Raw genomic sequence first — 14,250 nt, forward strand, 5'->3', positions numbered from 1 at the left:
TCTTTCTTCAGCTCATCGACAAGCCCATCCTTGGCGAAAACATCGCGCGGATCACGTCCCGCAAGCAACTGATCCAGTGTGTCCTTCTTGATGACCATGAGCGCCCTCCATCGGCGTCACTATGGCCCCGGACACAAAATCCCTGACAGTCCCCCGGATGGGATCTCGCCGAGCAGCAATTTGCGATATGGTTCTTCCGCGACCCCTTCGATCTTCGACAGTGTTTCCTCAATCCAGGTATCGTGGCTGCCGTCAGGGTTTTCGACCGAATAGAAATGACGCTCTATCCCCGTCTCCTCGGGGATCGCTGATCGAGGTTTCGCGACCTTCTTTGAGAACGTCCAGACGTGCCCTTTAGGTTCGGCGCCGGCGAAACGGCTTAGGTGCAGCCTCGGCACAATGTGCTGCATGATCGGCCGCGGATTTTTGGGTTGGCTCATGCCGCAATGCTTAGCGCCATGCCCCGAACTGACAACCGCCGCTGAGGCGTTACGCAGCGCTGTCCACGGAGGGCGTGCGGCGGAATGGCGGGACAAAGCGCACCGAAAGCCAAGTAAAATGGCGCTGCTATTCGGGACAGGGATTCCGGCTAAGTGACTGCTAGACCTCAATCGCTCCGGTTCGGGCGAGGCCTCCACCTCCTTAACATGATGCGCTGACTGCCCTGATCCTCGCGAAAGCGAGGCATCTGTGCCTTGCGCGAGATGAACGGTTCCGGACAATCCCGTTCATCACCGGTTCGAGCCCGATCGGCTTCCATGCTGTCGATCCGATTCACCTGGAGACGAATCATGCGAAACTTTTTCCTCGCCTCGGCCCTGATGCTGGGCCTGACGGCTGCCCTGCCCGCAGCCGCACTCGCAGCGCCACCGACCACGGCTGGCGACCTGCTGAGCGGGACGTCCGACATTCAGCAGGTTCAGTATCGCGACTGGCGCCATGGCCGGGGACACTATTCTCACGGTTATCGCTACGGTCCCCCACGCGGCTATTACGGCCGCCGCCATTACGGCCCGCCGCCCTATGGCTATGCACGCGGGCACTGGCGCCATCGCCAGTATTACGGCCGGCCCTATTACCGCTGATAGCGCCGCATACCGGCCCGGAGGTCGATTCTCCCGCCCGGAAGCAATGCCAGGATCGGCGCCTTGACGGCGCCGATTTCGCGTGAGCCGCTGGTGCAGGCTATCGGGAGGCAGGCTATCAGGAGGGATGAGCGCCTCCTCCCTGTTCTGGTTCCGCGACGATCTGCGTCTCGCCGACAATCCTGCCCTTTGCGCAGCTGCGGCCCATGGCCCCGTCCTTTGCCTCTACATCCTCGACGAATCACCGAAACGGCGCGTGCTGGGCGGCGCAGCGCGCTGGTGGTTGTCACGCTCTCTCGCCGCGCTCGCCGAAGAGCTGGGCGCGCGCGGCGGCAGGCTCGTCCTGATGCGGGGAGACCCTGCCAGGTTGATTCCCATGGTCGTGGCCGCAACAGGCGTCGACCTCGTCACCTGGAATCGTCGCTACGAGGCCGCCGCCATTGCGCTTGATTCTGAGGTGAAGCGCGAACTGACCCAGGCCGGCACGACCGTCGCGAGCTACAATGCCAGCCTGCTCAACGAGCCCTGGCAGATCGCAACGGGCTCCGGCACGCCCTTCAAGGTCTTCACGCCCTATTGGCGCGCAGTCCGGGCGCGCGGCGAGCCGGCAGCTCCTGCCCCAGCCCCCACACAGCTGAGACCGCTGCCTCTCCCCGAATCGCTGAAACCGCTTGCCCTCGATCATGAGAGGCTGATGCTGGAACCGACCGCGCCCGATTGGGCTGGAGGCATGCGCGAGGCCTGGATTCCGGGCGAGGCTGGCGCGACGGGCGCCGTCTCCTCTTTCCTCGGCGAGGCGATCGCAGGCTACAGCGAGGGTCGCAATCGTCCCGACAAGGTCTCGACCTCGCGCCTCTCTCCGCATCTGCGCTTCGGTGAAATCGGGCCCCGCCAGCTCTGGCACGCCACGCTGGCAGCCCGGCATGCAGGAGAAATCCCGGGCAGCGCCGGCGATGCAGAGAAATTTCTCTCCGAAATCGGCTGGCGTGAATTCTCCTACCACCTGCTCTTCCATCACCCTGACCTGGCGACGCAGAACTTCAACGCGCGTTTCGACGCTTTTCCATGGCGACAGGACGATGCCGCGCTGCACGCCTGGCAACGCGGGCTGACAGGCTATCCGATCGTCGATGCCGGCATGCGCGAACTCTGGACGACCGGCTGGATGCATAATCGCGTGCGGATGATCGTCGCGTCCTTCCTGATCAAGCACCTGCTCATAGACTGGCGCGAAGGCGAGCGCTGGTTCTGGGACACTCTGGTTGACGCCGACCCCGCCAATAATCCCACGAGTTGGCAATGGGTTGCGGGATCGGGCGCCGATGCCGCTCCCTATTTCCGCATCTTCAACCCAGTGACGCAGGGCGAGAAATTCGACCCCGACGGCACCTATGTCCGACGCTGGATTCCGGAACTCGGTCAGCTTCCAGCCCCGGAGATCCACAGTCCCTGGACGCTTTCGCCTGGCAAGCTCGCGGCCGCTGGCGTCCGGCTCGGAGAAACCTATCCACGCCCGATCATCGATCTCGGTTTTGGCCGGCAGCGGGCGCTCGATGCCCTTGCGTCCCTGGGTCGCGCATAGCCTGCCTGCCGTGCTTCGTGCCCTCATCCTTCGAGCGCGAGCACGGCAAAGCTCGCGAGCCAGTGTTCGCCCATATAGTCGCCGGCGATATGGGGAAGCCCGGCCGCCAGGTGCCGTGCGGCAGCGTCCTCTGCCAGGGTTCGGCGCGGATCGCCCGGCGGCAGCGCCGCGGAGAGCGCGCGCCAGCACCACGCCCGGCTGAGATTCAGACCATCGAGATGGGCGATCTTGCCATCCGTGCGATCGCTGACAGTCGCCGGCCGGAACAGGGTTTCCGGTCCGCTGTCGGCAAGCCTGGGCAGGAAGACGTCGAACCAGGGCAGAAATTCCTCCCCTGGCAGGAGACGCCTCATGCATTCCGCCTCGATCAGCGCCGAGGACAGGAAGTCGTCGCCGCTCGGCTCGCCCCAGGCCGGGCAATCCGCATCCCCGCCGTACCAGCGCCTGCCGGTGTCTCGCAGCAGCGCCATGAAGGCGTCGTCCCGCGTCACCGCAGCATAGTCTGCCGCCATCCTGAGGCCGAAGGCCGTGTTGAAATGCGTGCCCACGCGGACCGGATAGRTCGCGAGCGGCAGAAAGTCGCGAAAGCGCTGAGCGAATGCGTCCGCCAGCGGCGCGAGCATCTGCGACCAGCGCTGGTCGTCATGCAGGTGCAGTTCCTCGGCCAGTTTCAAAAGCCAAGCCCAGCCATAGGGCCGCTTGAAGCCGCGCGCCGTCGGCGCCGCAAGATAGGCGCACTCGACGGCGACCTTGTCCGCGACGAACTGTTCGTCGAACAGGGCGCAGATATCTCCGGCATTCGGAAGGTCCGGAAAGCGGCGCAGCAGGCGCGCCAGCATCCAGTAGCTGTGAACGCAGGAATGCCAGTCATAGCTGCCATAGAAGACCGGATGGAGTTCACGCGGCGTTCGGGCGTCTTCGGGGCCGGCCAGGACATGATCAGGCTTGTTGGGGTATTCGCGCCGGACGTGCCCCAGCGCAATGGCGGCGAAGCGAGCCGCCAGTTCCGGCGTAAGATCAGATCGTGTCATCGGCATTCCCTTCGATTGACATGGCACGACCGGAGATTCCGGTGACCGGACAATCCTTGCGTGACCTTGCGAGCAGCGCCTCGAGCAGGCGCGGCATGATGTAGATCGGCAGCTGAGTCGCTGCGAAGTAAAGTGCCATCCGCGGGGTTGCAGCAGTACCAAGCGCCGACCAGACCAGACCGACATTGCGGTTCCCGAGAATCAGGCCGACCGCCAGGCGTTCGCGCAAGGAACCCGGCAGCACCAGGACCCCGCCAAGCTGCATGCCGAGATTGCAGGCGAAGGCAAGCGCCAGGCAGATGATGGCCGCCTGAGGATCATTCTCGATCTGGCTGCGCATGCCGGCCATGGTCGCCAGAGCGAAGACCAGCAATGCTGCGACAGTGATGCCATCGACCGCGGCGCCATGGGCAGCCAGCGCGGCTGCGGCGTGCCGCCTCAGGATGAGCGCGACGCCCTCAGCCCCTCCGATCAGCAGCGCAAGCCTCAGCGCGAGGTCAAGAGGCGCGACGGAGAGCCCGCCGGACCAGCTTGCCAGCAACGGTATGGTGAGGGGCGCCAGCGCCATGGACAGGAGCGTGACGACCAGCGGCACCGCACCATCCAGCCCCAGCATTCTTGCGACCGCCGCGGTGCCACTCGACGGTGGCACTGAGCTGGCCAGAACCAGCGCCAGTGCGAGCTCAGGGGCAAGGCCGATCAGATGCGCGGCGATGCCTGCGAGGATCGGACATGCGATCATCGCGACGCAGGGTAGGAAGACCGACAGCGAAGGACGCCGGATCACGGCGACCACCGCGATCATGTCGATCCGCAGCAGCGTCCCGAGCACGATCAGGAAGATCGCCGCCGGCATCAGCGGGCGCGCCAGCTCGGCCAGCGTGGGAAAAATCAGCCCGAGCATGACGCCGAGCGCCAGCAATGTCGGCCCGCGCGGGATCAGGCGCGGAAGATTGGATCGCATGAGACACGCCCGTTTGCCTGGGGCGCAGACGATAGGCAGGCATATCGCCATCTTGGAAATCGATTATCGGCATGACCATAATCGTCGCCATGAATTTGGCTGCGATCGATCTCAATCTCCTCGTCGCCTTCGAGGCCCTGATGGAGGAGCGCCATGTGACCCGCGCAGGGCAGCGCATCGGGTTGGCACAACCCTCGATGAGCAGCGCGCTGGCGCGCCTGCGAGCCCTGTTCGACGACGACCTGCTGGTCAGGACGGCCGAGGGCATGCAGCCGACCGCCAGGGCGCTTGCCCTGGCCCGACCGGTCAGCGAGGCGCTGGAACAGATTCGCAGAACGCTGGATTCCGGGCCGGGCTTCGATCCAGGCTCGGCACGGAGGCATTTCACCATCGCAGTGACGGATTACGGCGACCTCGTCATCGTGCCGGCCCTTGTCGAAGCGCTGCGGCGCGACGCGCCCGGGGTCGATCTCACCGTGCGTCCCATCACCGATGCGGTCGAGAGCCTGGCGCGGCTGGAACGCGGCGAGGTCGATGCCCTGATCGGCGGCCATCTGCCCGCCTCCTCCCGCACAACCCGGCAGTTCCTGCTGATGGAGCGCTTCACCTGCGTTCGCGATGCATCCCGCGCAGCTCCGGGCATCTCGCTCGACCGTGCTGATTTCGTGCGCCTCCCCCATGTCCTGTTCTCGTCGATGGGAGGCGATGGCTCACCGAGTGCCGTCGATGCCATTCTGTCGGAACACGGACACAAGCGCAGGGTCGCGGTCACGCTTCCGCATGTCGTGGCGGTGCCCTTTGTACTGGCAGGGACTGATCTCGTGGCGACCATGGGGGAGCGAATCGCCCTGCGCTTTGCCGACGTGGCAGGCGTGGCGATCCTTCCCCTACCCTACGAGGTTCCGGCTTTCGCGATCGACCTCGTGCATGGACTGCGCGCAACGTCGAACCCGGCGATGCAATGGTTCGTCGATCTCATCGTCAAAACCTGCCGGACAATCTGAAACGCGCCACAATCGTCCGTCACGGCCATGACGTTGAGTCAGCGCCGGATCAATTTCGCATGTCGGACACACTCCCCGCCTTCCTCACCCGCGCGGCCCTGCGTGCGGACCTCCAGCGCCTCGGCCTGCAGCCCGGCGACACCGTGATGGTCCATGCCGCGATGAGCCGCGTCGGACGCTTGCTGAACGGTCCCGATGCCTTGATCGGCGCCCTGCTCGACACAATCGGCGCTCAGGGAACGCTGCTGGCCTATACCGACTGGGACGGCGCCTATGACGACCTGCTCGACGATGAGGGCCGCGTTCCCGAAACCTGGCGCGCGCATCTCCCGCCCTTCGATCCGGCGTCGTCACGTGCCATTCGCGACAATGGCGTGCTGCCGGAATTCCTGCGCACCACCCCCGGCGCGAAACGCAGTGGCAATCCCGGCGCTTCGGTTGCAGCACTCGGTGCCAGGGCGGACTGGATCACGCAGGATCACCCGCTCGACTATGGCTATGGCGAAGGTTCTCCGCTGGCGAAGCTCGTCTCCATCGGCGGCAAGGTTCTCATGGTCGGCGCCCCCCGCGACACGCTGACCCTGCTGCATCACGCCGAACACCTCGCGCAGATCCCGGGCAAGCGCATCCTGCGCCGGGAAGTCCCGTTCGCGACCGCATCCGGCACGCTGTGGCGGATGATCGAGGAATTCGACACGGGCGATCCCATCGTCGCCGGGCTCGATGAGGATTACTTTGCCGAGATCGTCGGTGCATTCCTTGCCTCCGGACAGGGTCGGCAGGGACAGATCGGCGCCGCAGCAAGCATCCTCGTCGACGCTGCGGCGATCACCCATTTCGGCGTCGCTTGGCTGGAGAGCCGCTTCGGCGGGCAGCTTACGCCTGCTCTCGCTTCGCCCGGCCGGTAAACCACCCGATCGCCCGGAAATAGACCGGGTAGGGCAACAGGTTGATCAGCTTCACCGCCCATGACAGCCGGCGTGGAAAGCTGATCTCGAAGCCGCCGCGCGCGAAGCCGTCGACGATGCGTTTTGCTGCAACCGCCTCGGTCATCAGGAGCGGCATCGAGAAATCGTGCTGGCGCGTCAGGGGCGTATCGACGAAGCCCGGATTGACGACCTGAAGACGAATGCCGAGCCTGTCGCAGTCGAATTTCAGCGCCTCGCACATGTAGATCGTCGCCGCCTTGGAAGCGCCATAGGCGGCGGCTCTCGGCAGGCCGCCGAAACCGGCGATCGAGGCGTTGACCGCAATATGGCCACGGCCCCGCGGCTTCATCCGCTCCAGCACGGCGGCCAGCCCCTTGGCTGCTCCAAGGGTGTTGACCGCCAGAGCAGCCTCGAGAGCCGCGATGTCAAACACGCCGGGTCGGGTGACTGGCGCGACGCCGGCATTCAGGAAGGCCAGCGCGATCGGCCCATGCACGCTCTCGATGGCATCGACCACCACGCGCATGGCTGCGGCATCCGTCACGTCGCCGGCATGGGCAACGATACGACCGGGCAATCCGGTCGCGCGTCGTGCGAGTTCTTCGAGTTGTTCCAGCCGTCGCGCCGTGATCGCCACCGTCCACCCGCGAGCGGCCAGTTCGAGTGCGACGGCCTCGCCGATGCCGGAACTCGCGCCGGTGACCCAGGCGACGCCGTCCTGCGGCTGCATGCGCGGCAATGACATGGTTTCTCCGGACGAGAGGCCTCCCGGACATACAGCCCCACAAGTGATCGGCGCAACCTTGCCGCCCTGCCCGTCCCGCTTCTGCAGCGCCTCGATCGCCGCAATCCCCACACGGCGTCATGGCATGTGGCGCACGCCACGCAATCGGTGCAGTCTGCCGGCCGCAGCGCCAGCCGCAGATGAATCAGGACCACGACCGATGCCGACAGAATTGCTCTTCCGCCAGGACTCCTACCTCGCCGAGACCCCGGCCAAGGTAGAGGCGCTGAACGAGCGCGGCGGCATCGTTCTCGATCGCACGGTGTTTTACGCCACCGGCGGCGGCCAGCCGGGCGATGCCGGGCGGATCCGCCTCGCCGACGGCAGCGAGATCGCCATCGGCACCACGATATACGACCCCGAGGACAAGAGCCGCGTCATCCATGTGCCGCTCGAGGGCCAGGCCGCACCTCAGCCCGGCGACACTGTCACCCTGTTGCTCGACTGGGAGCGCCGCCTGAAGCGCATGCGAATCCACACGGCCCTGCACCTGCTCAGCGTCGTGCTGCCCTTCCCCGTCACCGGCGGCTCGATCGGCGATGGCGACGGCCGTCTCGATTTCGACATTCCGGAAGGCGGGCTCGACAAGGCGGAGATCGGCGAGAAGCTGAACGCGCTGATCGCCCGCAATGCCGCCGTCAGCGAGCGCTGGATTACCGACGAGGAGCTCGACGCCAATCCCGGCCTGGTCAAGACCATGTCGGTGAAGCCACCGCGCGGGTCCGGTCGCGTCCGGCTGGTTTCGATCGAAGGCATCGATCTCCAGCCCTGCGGCGGAACCCATGTCCGCAACACCTCCGAGATCGGTGTTGTTGCGATCACCGATATCGAGAAGAAGGGCAAGCAGAACAGGCGCGTGCGCATCGCGCTTGCCTGAGCCCGCCAGACTTCGCCTCATCAGCAGGAAACGCCGACCATGGCCAGCAACGATGTTTTCGTCTCCACCGAATGGCTCGCCGAGCGCCTGAACGCGCCCGATATCGTGGTGGTCGACGGCTCCTGGTATCTCCCCGTGCATGCCCGCGATCCCGCCGCCGAATACGCGGCACGGCGCATTCCTGGTGCGGTGCGCTTCGACATCGATACGGTGAAGGACGCCAAGTCCGATCTGCCGCACATGCTGCCGCGGCCGGATGCCTTCGCGGCCGCTGTCGGCGCCATGGGAATCGGCGACGGCATGCGCATTGTGGTCTATGACGGGCTCGGCCTGTTCTCGGCCGCGCGCGTCCGCTGGACCTTCAAGACCTTCGGGGCGAAGGACGTCGTCATCCTCGAAGGCGGCTTCCCGAAATGGCAGGCCGAAGGTCGCCCGATCGAGGAAGGCCCGCCCCGTACCCGCGCCGCCCGCACCTTCACCGCCCGTCTCGACCACTCCGCCGTGGCCGATGCCGGCGATGTCGAGCGTGCGCTGAATGGCGCTGCGATCCAGGTCGTCGACGCCCGTCCGGCCGACCGCTTCCGCGGCGAGGCGCCGGAGCCGCGCGCCGGCGTGCGCTCGGGCCATATGCCGGGTTCGCTCAACCTGCCCTTCCCGGCAATCATCGCCGATGGCAGGCTCCGTTCGCCGGAGGCGATCGCTGCCGCCTTCACCGAGGCTGGCGTCGATCTGGACAAGCCGATGATCACCAGTTGCGGCTCGGGCGTCTCGGCCGCGATCCTCTCGACCGCGCTCGAGACCATCGGCAAACCGGCGCGCGCCATCTATGACGGCTCCTGGGCCGAATGGGGCGCGAGCGACCGGGCGATCGCAACGGGGCCGGCCAGGAAGAGCTAAAGCACCGGCTCGAAAACTGGATTGCGGCTTTCGGGAAAGCCGATCCAAACGCAGAAGGCTGGGTCGTCGGACCGGACACCAGATCCGATCCGACGATCTAAGAAAGCGCTGGAGTTTGACTCAGTAAGTCGCTCTGCCGCCTGACAGATCGAAAATGCCCCCGGTCGAGAAGGAGCACTCGTCGGAGGAGAGCCAGAGCACCATTCTGGCCACCTCCTCGATCTCGACGAAGCGGCCCATCGGGATACGGCCAAGGATGTCTGCGCGGCGCTCGGCCGAGATTTCCTTGGCCATCGCGGTTTCGGCAGCGGCCGGCGTGATCGCCGTCACGATAATGCCGTCGCGTGCGGTTTCCTTGGCGACGCTCTTAGTCAGCGCGATCAATCCTGCCTTGGAGGCGCTGTAGGCAGCCGCCATCGCCATGCCTTCCTTGCCCTGGATCGAAGCAATGTTGACGACATGGCCGCGCAACGGGTGCGGGTTCTGTGCGGTGTGGCGCGCTGCTTGTGCCCGCATGCGCCCGACGACCGCACGCGTCACGAGATAGGCTCCGAACAGGTTCACCTGCAGCACGCGCTGAAAATTCTCCGGCGAGGTTTCCCAGACCGGTTTGACCTCGCCGAGCACACCGGCATTGTTGACGAGGATATCGACCCGGCCACCGGTAAAGACGGTATCGGCGGCATGTTCGACCGCCGCCACATTCGTGATGTCGACCTCCCGGACGCTGATGGCCGGGCCGAGTTCCGACCGCGCCTGCGCCAGCGCCGACGCGCTCATGTCCCAGAGCTCGACTTCGGCGCCGGCATCCATCAGCGCCTTGGCCATGCCACGCCCGAGCCCGCCAGCCCCACCGGTGATGATCGCGCGGCGCCCGCCGAATTCGTAGGTCGCAGTCATTAGCCCGCACTCCAGGCAGTCTTGGTTCGGGTGATCTGGTGACGATAGAGCCCTAGATCGAATGGCCCCTCGCCGCCAAGCGCCGTGAGTTTCTCAGCCGCGAGCTCCACCTTGGCCAGGCTCACGAATTCCGCCTCGTCTCCCCAGCCTTCGAGCAGCAACACCCAGCGTGGGACGGCATTGGCGACGCCACGCGCCTTCTGCTCGGCCGTGGCGACGCCGCTCGCCTCGGCATCGGCGGTGAGCACATGCACGCCGGCGACGCCCGGTCGCCCCAGCAGATCGGGAACCAGCTGCCGAAGCAAGGCAGCCTTGTGTTCCGCCGCCTGCACGTCCGGCACATCATAGCGCAGCGTCGCGATCAGCCCACCCTGCGCCGGCCCGGCGCTATGCGCCACCCGGCAGATCGAGCGGGCGACCGAGCGGAAATGCTTGACCGCGGCAAGGGTCCAGGGTGTCGGCGCGTTCACGCGTGCCGTGTAATCCTGTCCCTTCAGAACCTCGACGCTCAGCGCCTCGTAGAGATTGAAGAATTCGAGATCGGCCTCAATGGCGACATAGCGCCGGCCGCGCAGGAATCCAGGAATGCCGACCCGTTCCGGCATGTGCTCCTGACCATGCCAGGCATAGAAGACCTCGCGTCCTTCCGGCGCGATGTCGTGCCAGATTGCGACCGCCCCCTCGCCTGCCAAACTCATGGTCGCTCCCCTCTCCAGCCATCGCAGGGCCGTTGACTCGGCCTGTCCTCGCTCATATACGAAATCAAATTCCGAAATGGAATGCTATTCCAAAAAGAAGATATGAGGGTGGAACGGTGACGATCGCAGCGGTGGACCGCGCGCTGAAGATGCTGGAAATGCTGTCGGGCGAACCCGCCGGCATCGATCTCGGCGCCCTCGCCGAGCGGCTCGACCTGCCTGCCAGTGCGACCCACCGCCTGCTGACCACCTTCGCCGAGCGCGGCTTTGTCGCGCAGGATCCCGCTAGCGGCGCCTATGCGCTGACCCTGAAGCTCTCGCTCCTCGCCTTCCGCAATCTCGACCTGCGTCATCTGCCCGATGCCGGTCAGATAGTGCTCGACCGGCTCGCCCAGGCGACGGGCGAATATTGTCGCCTGGCCGTGGTCGAGGGGGAGAATCTGGTCTGGATCGCGCGGTCGCAGGGCGCGACCGCCGGCCTGCGCTACGAGCCGCCAATGGGCTCGGAAATCGTCCTGCATGCCACGGCGACCGGCAAGGCCTGGCTCGCCTCCCTGCCCGAAGACCAGGCGCTTCGCATCGTTTGCGCGCGCGGCTTTCAGGCGGAGGGGCGCACGGGTCCCAATGCCGTCACCGGCGTCGAGGCCTTGCGCAGCCATCTCGCCGAGACGCGGCAGCGCGGCTTTGCACTCGCCGTGGAGGAAGGCGAGATCGGCACTGTGGCGATGGCGACGACCTTTCGCTCCGCGCCTGGAGCCGAGGCGCCGATCGCCGGCACATTGAGCGTCGCCGGCCCTGCGGCCCGGATGCAGGTCGCGCGCCATGGCTCGATTGCCGACGCTCTGCACAGGGCCGCAGTCGAGATGGCCGAGATCTGGCCGTTGCGCCGTCGCCAGAGTTCATCGCTGCAGAGCCCTTCGCTGAATGGCCGGCCGAGCCCTCTCCTCCAGACAGGAATCCAGGCATGAGCAACGATGGTGCCATCGCGCCTGCCGCGGCATCCTCCGCGACACCTGTTCCGGCCACCGGCCCTGCCCACGCCTGGGTCTCCGCGATTGCCTGGCCTCTTGCCAGCTTTGCCGTGCTGCTGCTCGCCTGGCAGTGGTTCGTGCCGATGGCCGGCATCCCGGAATACATCCTGCCCGTGCCGAGCGCCTTCTTCGAGCGGCTCTGGATCGACCGGGCCCTGATCGCCCAGCACACGCTGGTGACCGCCAATGAGATCGTGCTCGGCTTCCTGATGGCGGCGGTGATCTCGATCCCGCTCGGCTACATCATCGTCTCCGTGAAGATCCTGGAGAAGGCGATCTACCCGGTCATCGTCTTCTTCCAGCTTGTGCCCAAGATCGCGATCGCCCCGCTCTTCGTGGTCTGGTTCGGCTTCGGCCTGTTCCCGAAGGTGCTGCTGACCTTCCTGCTCTGCTTCTTCCCAACACTGGTCGCCAGCATGACCGGCTTCAGGGCGCTGGACGAGCGGGTGCTCTACCTGACGCGCTCGATGGGCGCCTCAGCCTGGCAGACCTTCCGCTATGTCCGGGTGCCGGCAGCGCTGACCTATATCTTCTCCGGCCTGAAGGTCTCCGCCGTCTTCGCTGCCACCGGCGCCATCGTCGGCGAGTTCGTCGGCGCCAATGCCGGCCTCGGGTATCTGCTGCTGCGCGGCACCAGCTTCCTCGACATGCCGCTGATCTTCGCCTGCCTCGTTGCGCTCAGCCTCGTCGGCATCGTCTTCAGCTATCTCGTCGACGGGCTCGAAGTGCTGCTGATGCCCTGGCAGCGAAAGGGCTGACCTATCCAAGACCAAGAAATACCCGGCTCGAACCGGGGCACCGGACAATGATCATGGGAGGAACCAACATGAACCGCCGCAGTCTCATCGCCGCAGCAACACTGATCGCGCTCAGCGCCACGACCGCCTTCGCTCAGGGCGCCGGCAAGCCGATGAAGATCACGCTGAACTTCCTCGCCGCAGCGCCCAATGCCGGCTTCATGATGGCCAAGCAACTCGGTCTCTACGAGAAGGCCGGCATCAACCTGACCATCGAGGAAGGCAAGGGCTCAGGCACCACTGCGCAGATGGTCGCGACCGGCCAGACCGATATCGGCTTCGCCGACGCGCCTGCCGCGATGCAGCTGCGCACTAAGGGCGCGCCGGTGAAGATCATCGCCCCGGTTCTGCAGACCAACGGCTTTGCCATAATCTCGCTCGAAGAGAGCAACATCGCCTCCCCCAAGGACCTGATCGGCAAGAAGGTCGCGGTCCAGCCCGGCACGGCCCAGACGACGCTGCTCGATGCGATCCTGGCCAGCAACCAGATCGACAAGACCAAGCTCGACATCATCAATATCGATCCCGGCGCCTTTGTCGGCGCGCTGCTGGAAAAGAAGGTCGACGCCATCCTCGGCGGTGCCGATTTCCATTCGATCCAGATTCGCGAGCGCGGCTTCAAGGTGCGCGACATCTTCTATCGCGATGTCGGCGTGCCGACCGTCGGCCTCTCGATGATCGCCCGCGACGACCGGATCAAGGCCGATGCCGATCTGTTCAAGAAATTCGTCGAGGCGAGCCTCCAGGGCTGGGACGCCGCCCGCAAGAACCCCGACGCTGCGGCCGATGCAGTGGTGGCGCAATTTCCTTCGGTGAAGAAGGCCCAGGTGCTGGCGCAGTTCGACGTCGTCAACAAGCTGCTCTGCGCACCGGGCGCGACGTCACTCGGCAAGGTTCCGGAAAAGAACTGGACCGTCAGCTTCGACCTGCTGACGCAATATCTCGGTCTGCCCAAGGACAAGCCGATCACAGACTATTACTCGACCGAGCTGCTGCCCGCCTCGGCACCAGCCTGTTCCTGAGGATTCCATGAGCCTCGCGACTCAAGCCCCGAGCTCCGGCGCCGCCTCCATCCAGGGACGCGGCGTCATCAAGACCTTCGGCAGCTTCACCGCCGTCGACGGTCTCACCCTCGATATCCGGAGCGGCGAATTCGTCAGCCTGATCGGCCCTTCCGGCTGTGGCAAGAGCACCTTCATGCTCATGGCGGCCGGGCTGATGCCGGTCAGCGCCGGCGAATTGCTGGTCGACGGCCGGACACTGACCGAACCGCTCACCGATATCGGCATCGTCTTCCAGGACCATCTGCTGCTGGAGTTCCGGACCGCTCTGGAGAACGTCATGCTCCAGGCCGAGATCCGTGGCCTGCCCTTGGCGCCGGCACGCGCCCGTGCGCTCGATCTCTTCGCCAAGCTCGGCATCTCGCATGCGGTCGATCGCTATCCGAAGCAGCTCTCGGGCGGCATGCGCCAGCGCGTCTCGCTCGCCCGGGCCCTGATCCACAATCCGTCGGTGCTGATGATGGACGAGCCCTTCGGCGCCCTCGACGCCATCACCCGCACGCAGATCCGGCACGATCTCGAAATGCTCTGGCTGGAGACCGGCAAGACGGTCGTGTTCATCACCCACAGCATCGACGAGGCGATCGGCCTTTYCGACCGCGTGCTGGTG

16 protein-coding genes are annotated in these 14,250 nt (G+C 65.6%); 10 read left to right on the forward strand and 6 right to left on the reverse strand.

Annotation, left to right across the window (positions count from 1 at the left end):
* Positions 1 to 119 precede the first annotated feature (119 nt).
* Complete coding sequence (locus AC1DRP_RS26720; RefSeq protein ID WP_476770033.1) at positions 120 to 440, reverse strand: DUF4238 domain-containing protein; 321 nt, start codon at positions 438 to 440, stop codon at positions 120 to 122.
* A gap of 351 nt (positions 441 to 791) precedes the next feature.
* Between AC1DRP_RS26720 and AC1DRP_RS26725 the strand changes: the two genes are divergently transcribed.
* Both AC1DRP_RS26725 and AC1DRP_RS26730 read left to right on the forward strand, forming a co-directional pair.
* Complete coding sequence (locus AC1DRP_RS26725) at positions 792 to 1,085, forward strand: hypothetical protein (protein ID WP_441489886.1); 294 nt, start codon at positions 792 to 794, stop codon at positions 1,083 to 1,085.
* Between the two features lie 127 nt (positions 1,086 to 1,212).
* On the forward strand, positions 1,213 to 2,667 hold the full coding sequence (locus tag AC1DRP_RS26730; RefSeq protein ID WP_441505831.1) for a cryptochrome/photolyase family protein: 1,455 nt from the start codon (positions 1,213 to 1,215) through the stop codon (positions 2,665 to 2,667).
* 23 nt (positions 2,668 to 2,690) lie between these two features.
* Here AC1DRP_RS26730 and AC1DRP_RS26735 read toward each other — a convergent pair whose 3' ends face one another.
* Together AC1DRP_RS26735 and AC1DRP_RS26740 are read right to left on the reverse strand one after the other, a co-directional pair.
* The gene (locus AC1DRP_RS26735) at positions 2,691 to 3,698 is read right to left on the reverse strand and encodes a DUF2891 domain-containing protein (RefSeq protein WP_476770034.1); all 1,008 of its coding nucleotides are present in this window, start codon (positions 3,696 to 3,698) and stop codon (positions 2,691 to 2,693) included.
* Entirely contained in the window at positions 3,685 to 4,662 is a 978-nt protein-coding gene (locus AC1DRP_RS26740; RefSeq protein WP_441505833.1) for a hypothetical protein, read from the reverse strand. Before AC1DRP_RS26740 ends, AC1DRP_RS26735 begins: the two co-directional genes overlap by 14 nt.
* Before the next feature lie 71 nt (positions 4,663 to 4,733).
* Here AC1DRP_RS26740 and AC1DRP_RS26745 point away from each other — a divergent pair, with 71 nt between their 5' ends.
* Both AC1DRP_RS26745 and aac(3) read left to right on the forward strand, forming a co-directional pair.
* Positions 4,734 to 5,666: a LysR family transcriptional regulator gene (locus AC1DRP_RS26745; RefSeq protein WP_476770035.1), complete on the forward strand. Its 933-nt coding sequence runs from the start codon at positions 4,734 to 4,736 to the stop codon at positions 5,664 to 5,666.
* Between the two features lie 59 nt (positions 5,667 to 5,725).
* A complete protein-coding gene (aac(3), locus tag AC1DRP_RS26750) occupies positions 5,726 to 6,574 on the forward strand; it encodes an aminoglycoside 3-N-acetyltransferase (RefSeq protein WP_476770036.1) in 849 nt (282 codons plus the stop codon).
* On the opposite strand, the gene AC1DRP_RS26755 is transcribed toward aac(3), so the two are convergent.
* Positions 6,543 to 7,340, reverse strand: a complete 798-nt coding sequence (locus AC1DRP_RS26755; protein WP_441505836.1) for an SDR family NAD(P)-dependent oxidoreductase — start codon at positions 7,338 to 7,340, stop codon at positions 6,543 to 6,545. The two genes, aac(3) and AC1DRP_RS26755, sit on opposite strands and share 32 nt — an antisense overlap.
* 199 nt (positions 7,341 to 7,539) lie before the next feature.
* Between AC1DRP_RS26755 and AC1DRP_RS26760 the strand changes: the two genes are divergently transcribed.
* Complete coding sequence (locus AC1DRP_RS26760) at positions 7,540 to 8,256, forward strand: alanyl-tRNA editing protein (RefSeq protein WP_441505837.1); 717 nt, start codon at positions 7,540 to 7,542, stop codon at positions 8,254 to 8,256.
* 39 nt (positions 8,257 to 8,295) lie between these two features.
* Positions 8,296 to 9,153 (forward strand): 3-mercaptopyruvate sulfurtransferase, encoded by an 858-nt coding sequence (gene sseA / locus AC1DRP_RS26765; protein ID WP_441505838.1) that lies wholly within the window; start codon positions 8,296 to 8,298, stop codon positions 9,151 to 9,153.
* A gap of 120 nt (positions 9,154 to 9,273) precedes the next feature.
* On the opposite strand, the gene AC1DRP_RS26770 is transcribed toward sseA, so the two are convergent.
* Together AC1DRP_RS26770 and AC1DRP_RS26775 are read right to left on the reverse strand one after the other, a co-directional pair.
* Positions 9,274 to 10,053: an SDR family NAD(P)-dependent oxidoreductase gene (locus AC1DRP_RS26770; RefSeq protein ID WP_441505839.1), complete on the reverse strand. Its 780-nt coding sequence runs from the start codon at positions 10,051 to 10,053 to the stop codon at positions 9,274 to 9,276.
* Positions 10,053 to 10,751 carry a hypothetical protein gene (locus AC1DRP_RS26775; protein ID WP_441505840.1) on the reverse strand — a complete coding sequence of 233 codons (699 nt, stop codon included), beginning with the start codon at positions 10,749 to 10,751 and terminating at the stop codon, positions 10,053 to 10,055. The genes AC1DRP_RS26770 and AC1DRP_RS26775 overlap by 1 nt, the downstream gene beginning before the upstream one ends.
* Before the next feature lie 116 nt (positions 10,752 to 10,867).
* Between AC1DRP_RS26775 and AC1DRP_RS26780 the strand changes: the two genes are divergently transcribed.
* The 4 genes from AC1DRP_RS26780 to AC1DRP_RS26795 form a co-directional block, all read left to right on the forward strand.
* On the forward strand, positions 10,868 to 11,719 hold the full coding sequence (locus AC1DRP_RS26780; protein ID WP_441505841.1) for an IclR family transcriptional regulator: 852 nt from the start codon (positions 10,868 to 10,870) through the stop codon (positions 11,717 to 11,719).
* The gene (locus AC1DRP_RS26785; RefSeq protein WP_441505842.1) at positions 11,716 to 12,540 is read left to right on the forward strand and encodes an ABC transporter permease; all 825 of its coding nucleotides are present in this window, start codon (positions 11,716 to 11,718) and stop codon (positions 12,538 to 12,540) included. The genes AC1DRP_RS26780 and AC1DRP_RS26785 overlap by 4 nt, the downstream gene beginning before the upstream one ends.
* Before the next feature lie 68 nt (positions 12,541 to 12,608).
* On the forward strand, positions 12,609 to 13,601 hold the full coding sequence (locus AC1DRP_RS26790) for an ABC transporter substrate-binding protein (protein ID WP_441489873.1): 993 nt from the start codon (positions 12,609 to 12,611) through the stop codon (positions 13,599 to 13,601).
* Positions 13,602 to 13,608: 7 nt separating this feature from the next.
* A partial coding sequence (locus tag AC1DRP_RS26795) for an ABC transporter ATP-binding protein (RefSeq protein ID WP_476770037.1) occupies positions 13,609 to 14,250 on the forward strand: 642 nt, incomplete at its 3' end.

The sequence above is a fragment of the Allobosea sp. 01N443 genome, assembly GCF_056399325.1.

What these genes read in the sequence shown, in the direction of transcription:
- AC1DRP_RS26770 (WP_441505839.1), bottom strand. Translation starts at nt 10,053, where the DNA reads ATGACTGCGACCTACGAATTCGGCGGGCGCCGCGCGATCATCACCGGT.
- AC1DRP_RS26760 (WP_441505837.1), top strand. Translation starts at nt 7,540, where the DNA reads ATGCCGACAGAATTGCTCTTCCGCCAGGACTCCTACCTCGCCGAGACC.
- AC1DRP_RS26775 (WP_441505840.1), bottom strand. Translation starts at nt 10,751, where the DNA reads ATGAGTTTGGCAGGCGAGGGGGCGGTCGCAATCTGGCACGACATCGCG.
- AC1DRP_RS26720 (WP_476770033.1), bottom strand. Translation starts at nt 440, where the DNA reads ATGAGCCAACCCAAAAATCCGCGGCCGATCATGCAGCACATTGTGCCG.
- AC1DRP_RS26740 (WP_441505833.1), bottom strand. Translation starts at nt 4,662, where the DNA reads ATGCGATCCAATCTTCCGCGCCTGATCCCGCGCGGGCCGACATTGCTG.
- AC1DRP_RS26785 (WP_441505842.1), top strand. Translation starts at nt 11,716, where the DNA reads ATGAGCAACGATGGTGCCATCGCGCCTGCCGCGGCATCCTCCGCGACA.
- AC1DRP_RS26725 (WP_441489886.1), top strand. Translation starts at nt 792, where the DNA reads ATGCGAAACTTTTTCCTCGCCTCGGCCCTGATGCTGGGCCTGACGGCT.
- sseA (WP_441505838.1), top strand. Translation starts at nt 8,296, where the DNA reads ATGGCCAGCAACGATGTTTTCGTCTCCACCGAATGGCTCGCCGAGCGC.
- AC1DRP_RS26755 (WP_441505836.1), bottom strand. Translation starts at nt 7,340, where the DNA reads ATGTCATTGCCGCGCATGCAGCCGCAGGACGGCGTCGCCTGGGTCACC.
- AC1DRP_RS26730 (WP_441505831.1), top strand. Translation starts at nt 1,213, where the DNA reads ATGAGCGCCTCCTCCCTGTTCTGGTTCCGCGACGATCTGCGTCTCGCC.
- AC1DRP_RS26790 (WP_441489873.1), top strand. Translation starts at nt 12,609, where the DNA reads ATGAACCGCCGCAGTCTCATCGCCGCAGCAACACTGATCGCGCTCAGC.
- AC1DRP_RS26745 (WP_476770035.1), top strand. Translation starts at nt 4,734, where the DNA reads ATGACCATAATCGTCGCCATGAATTTGGCTGCGATCGATCTCAATCTC.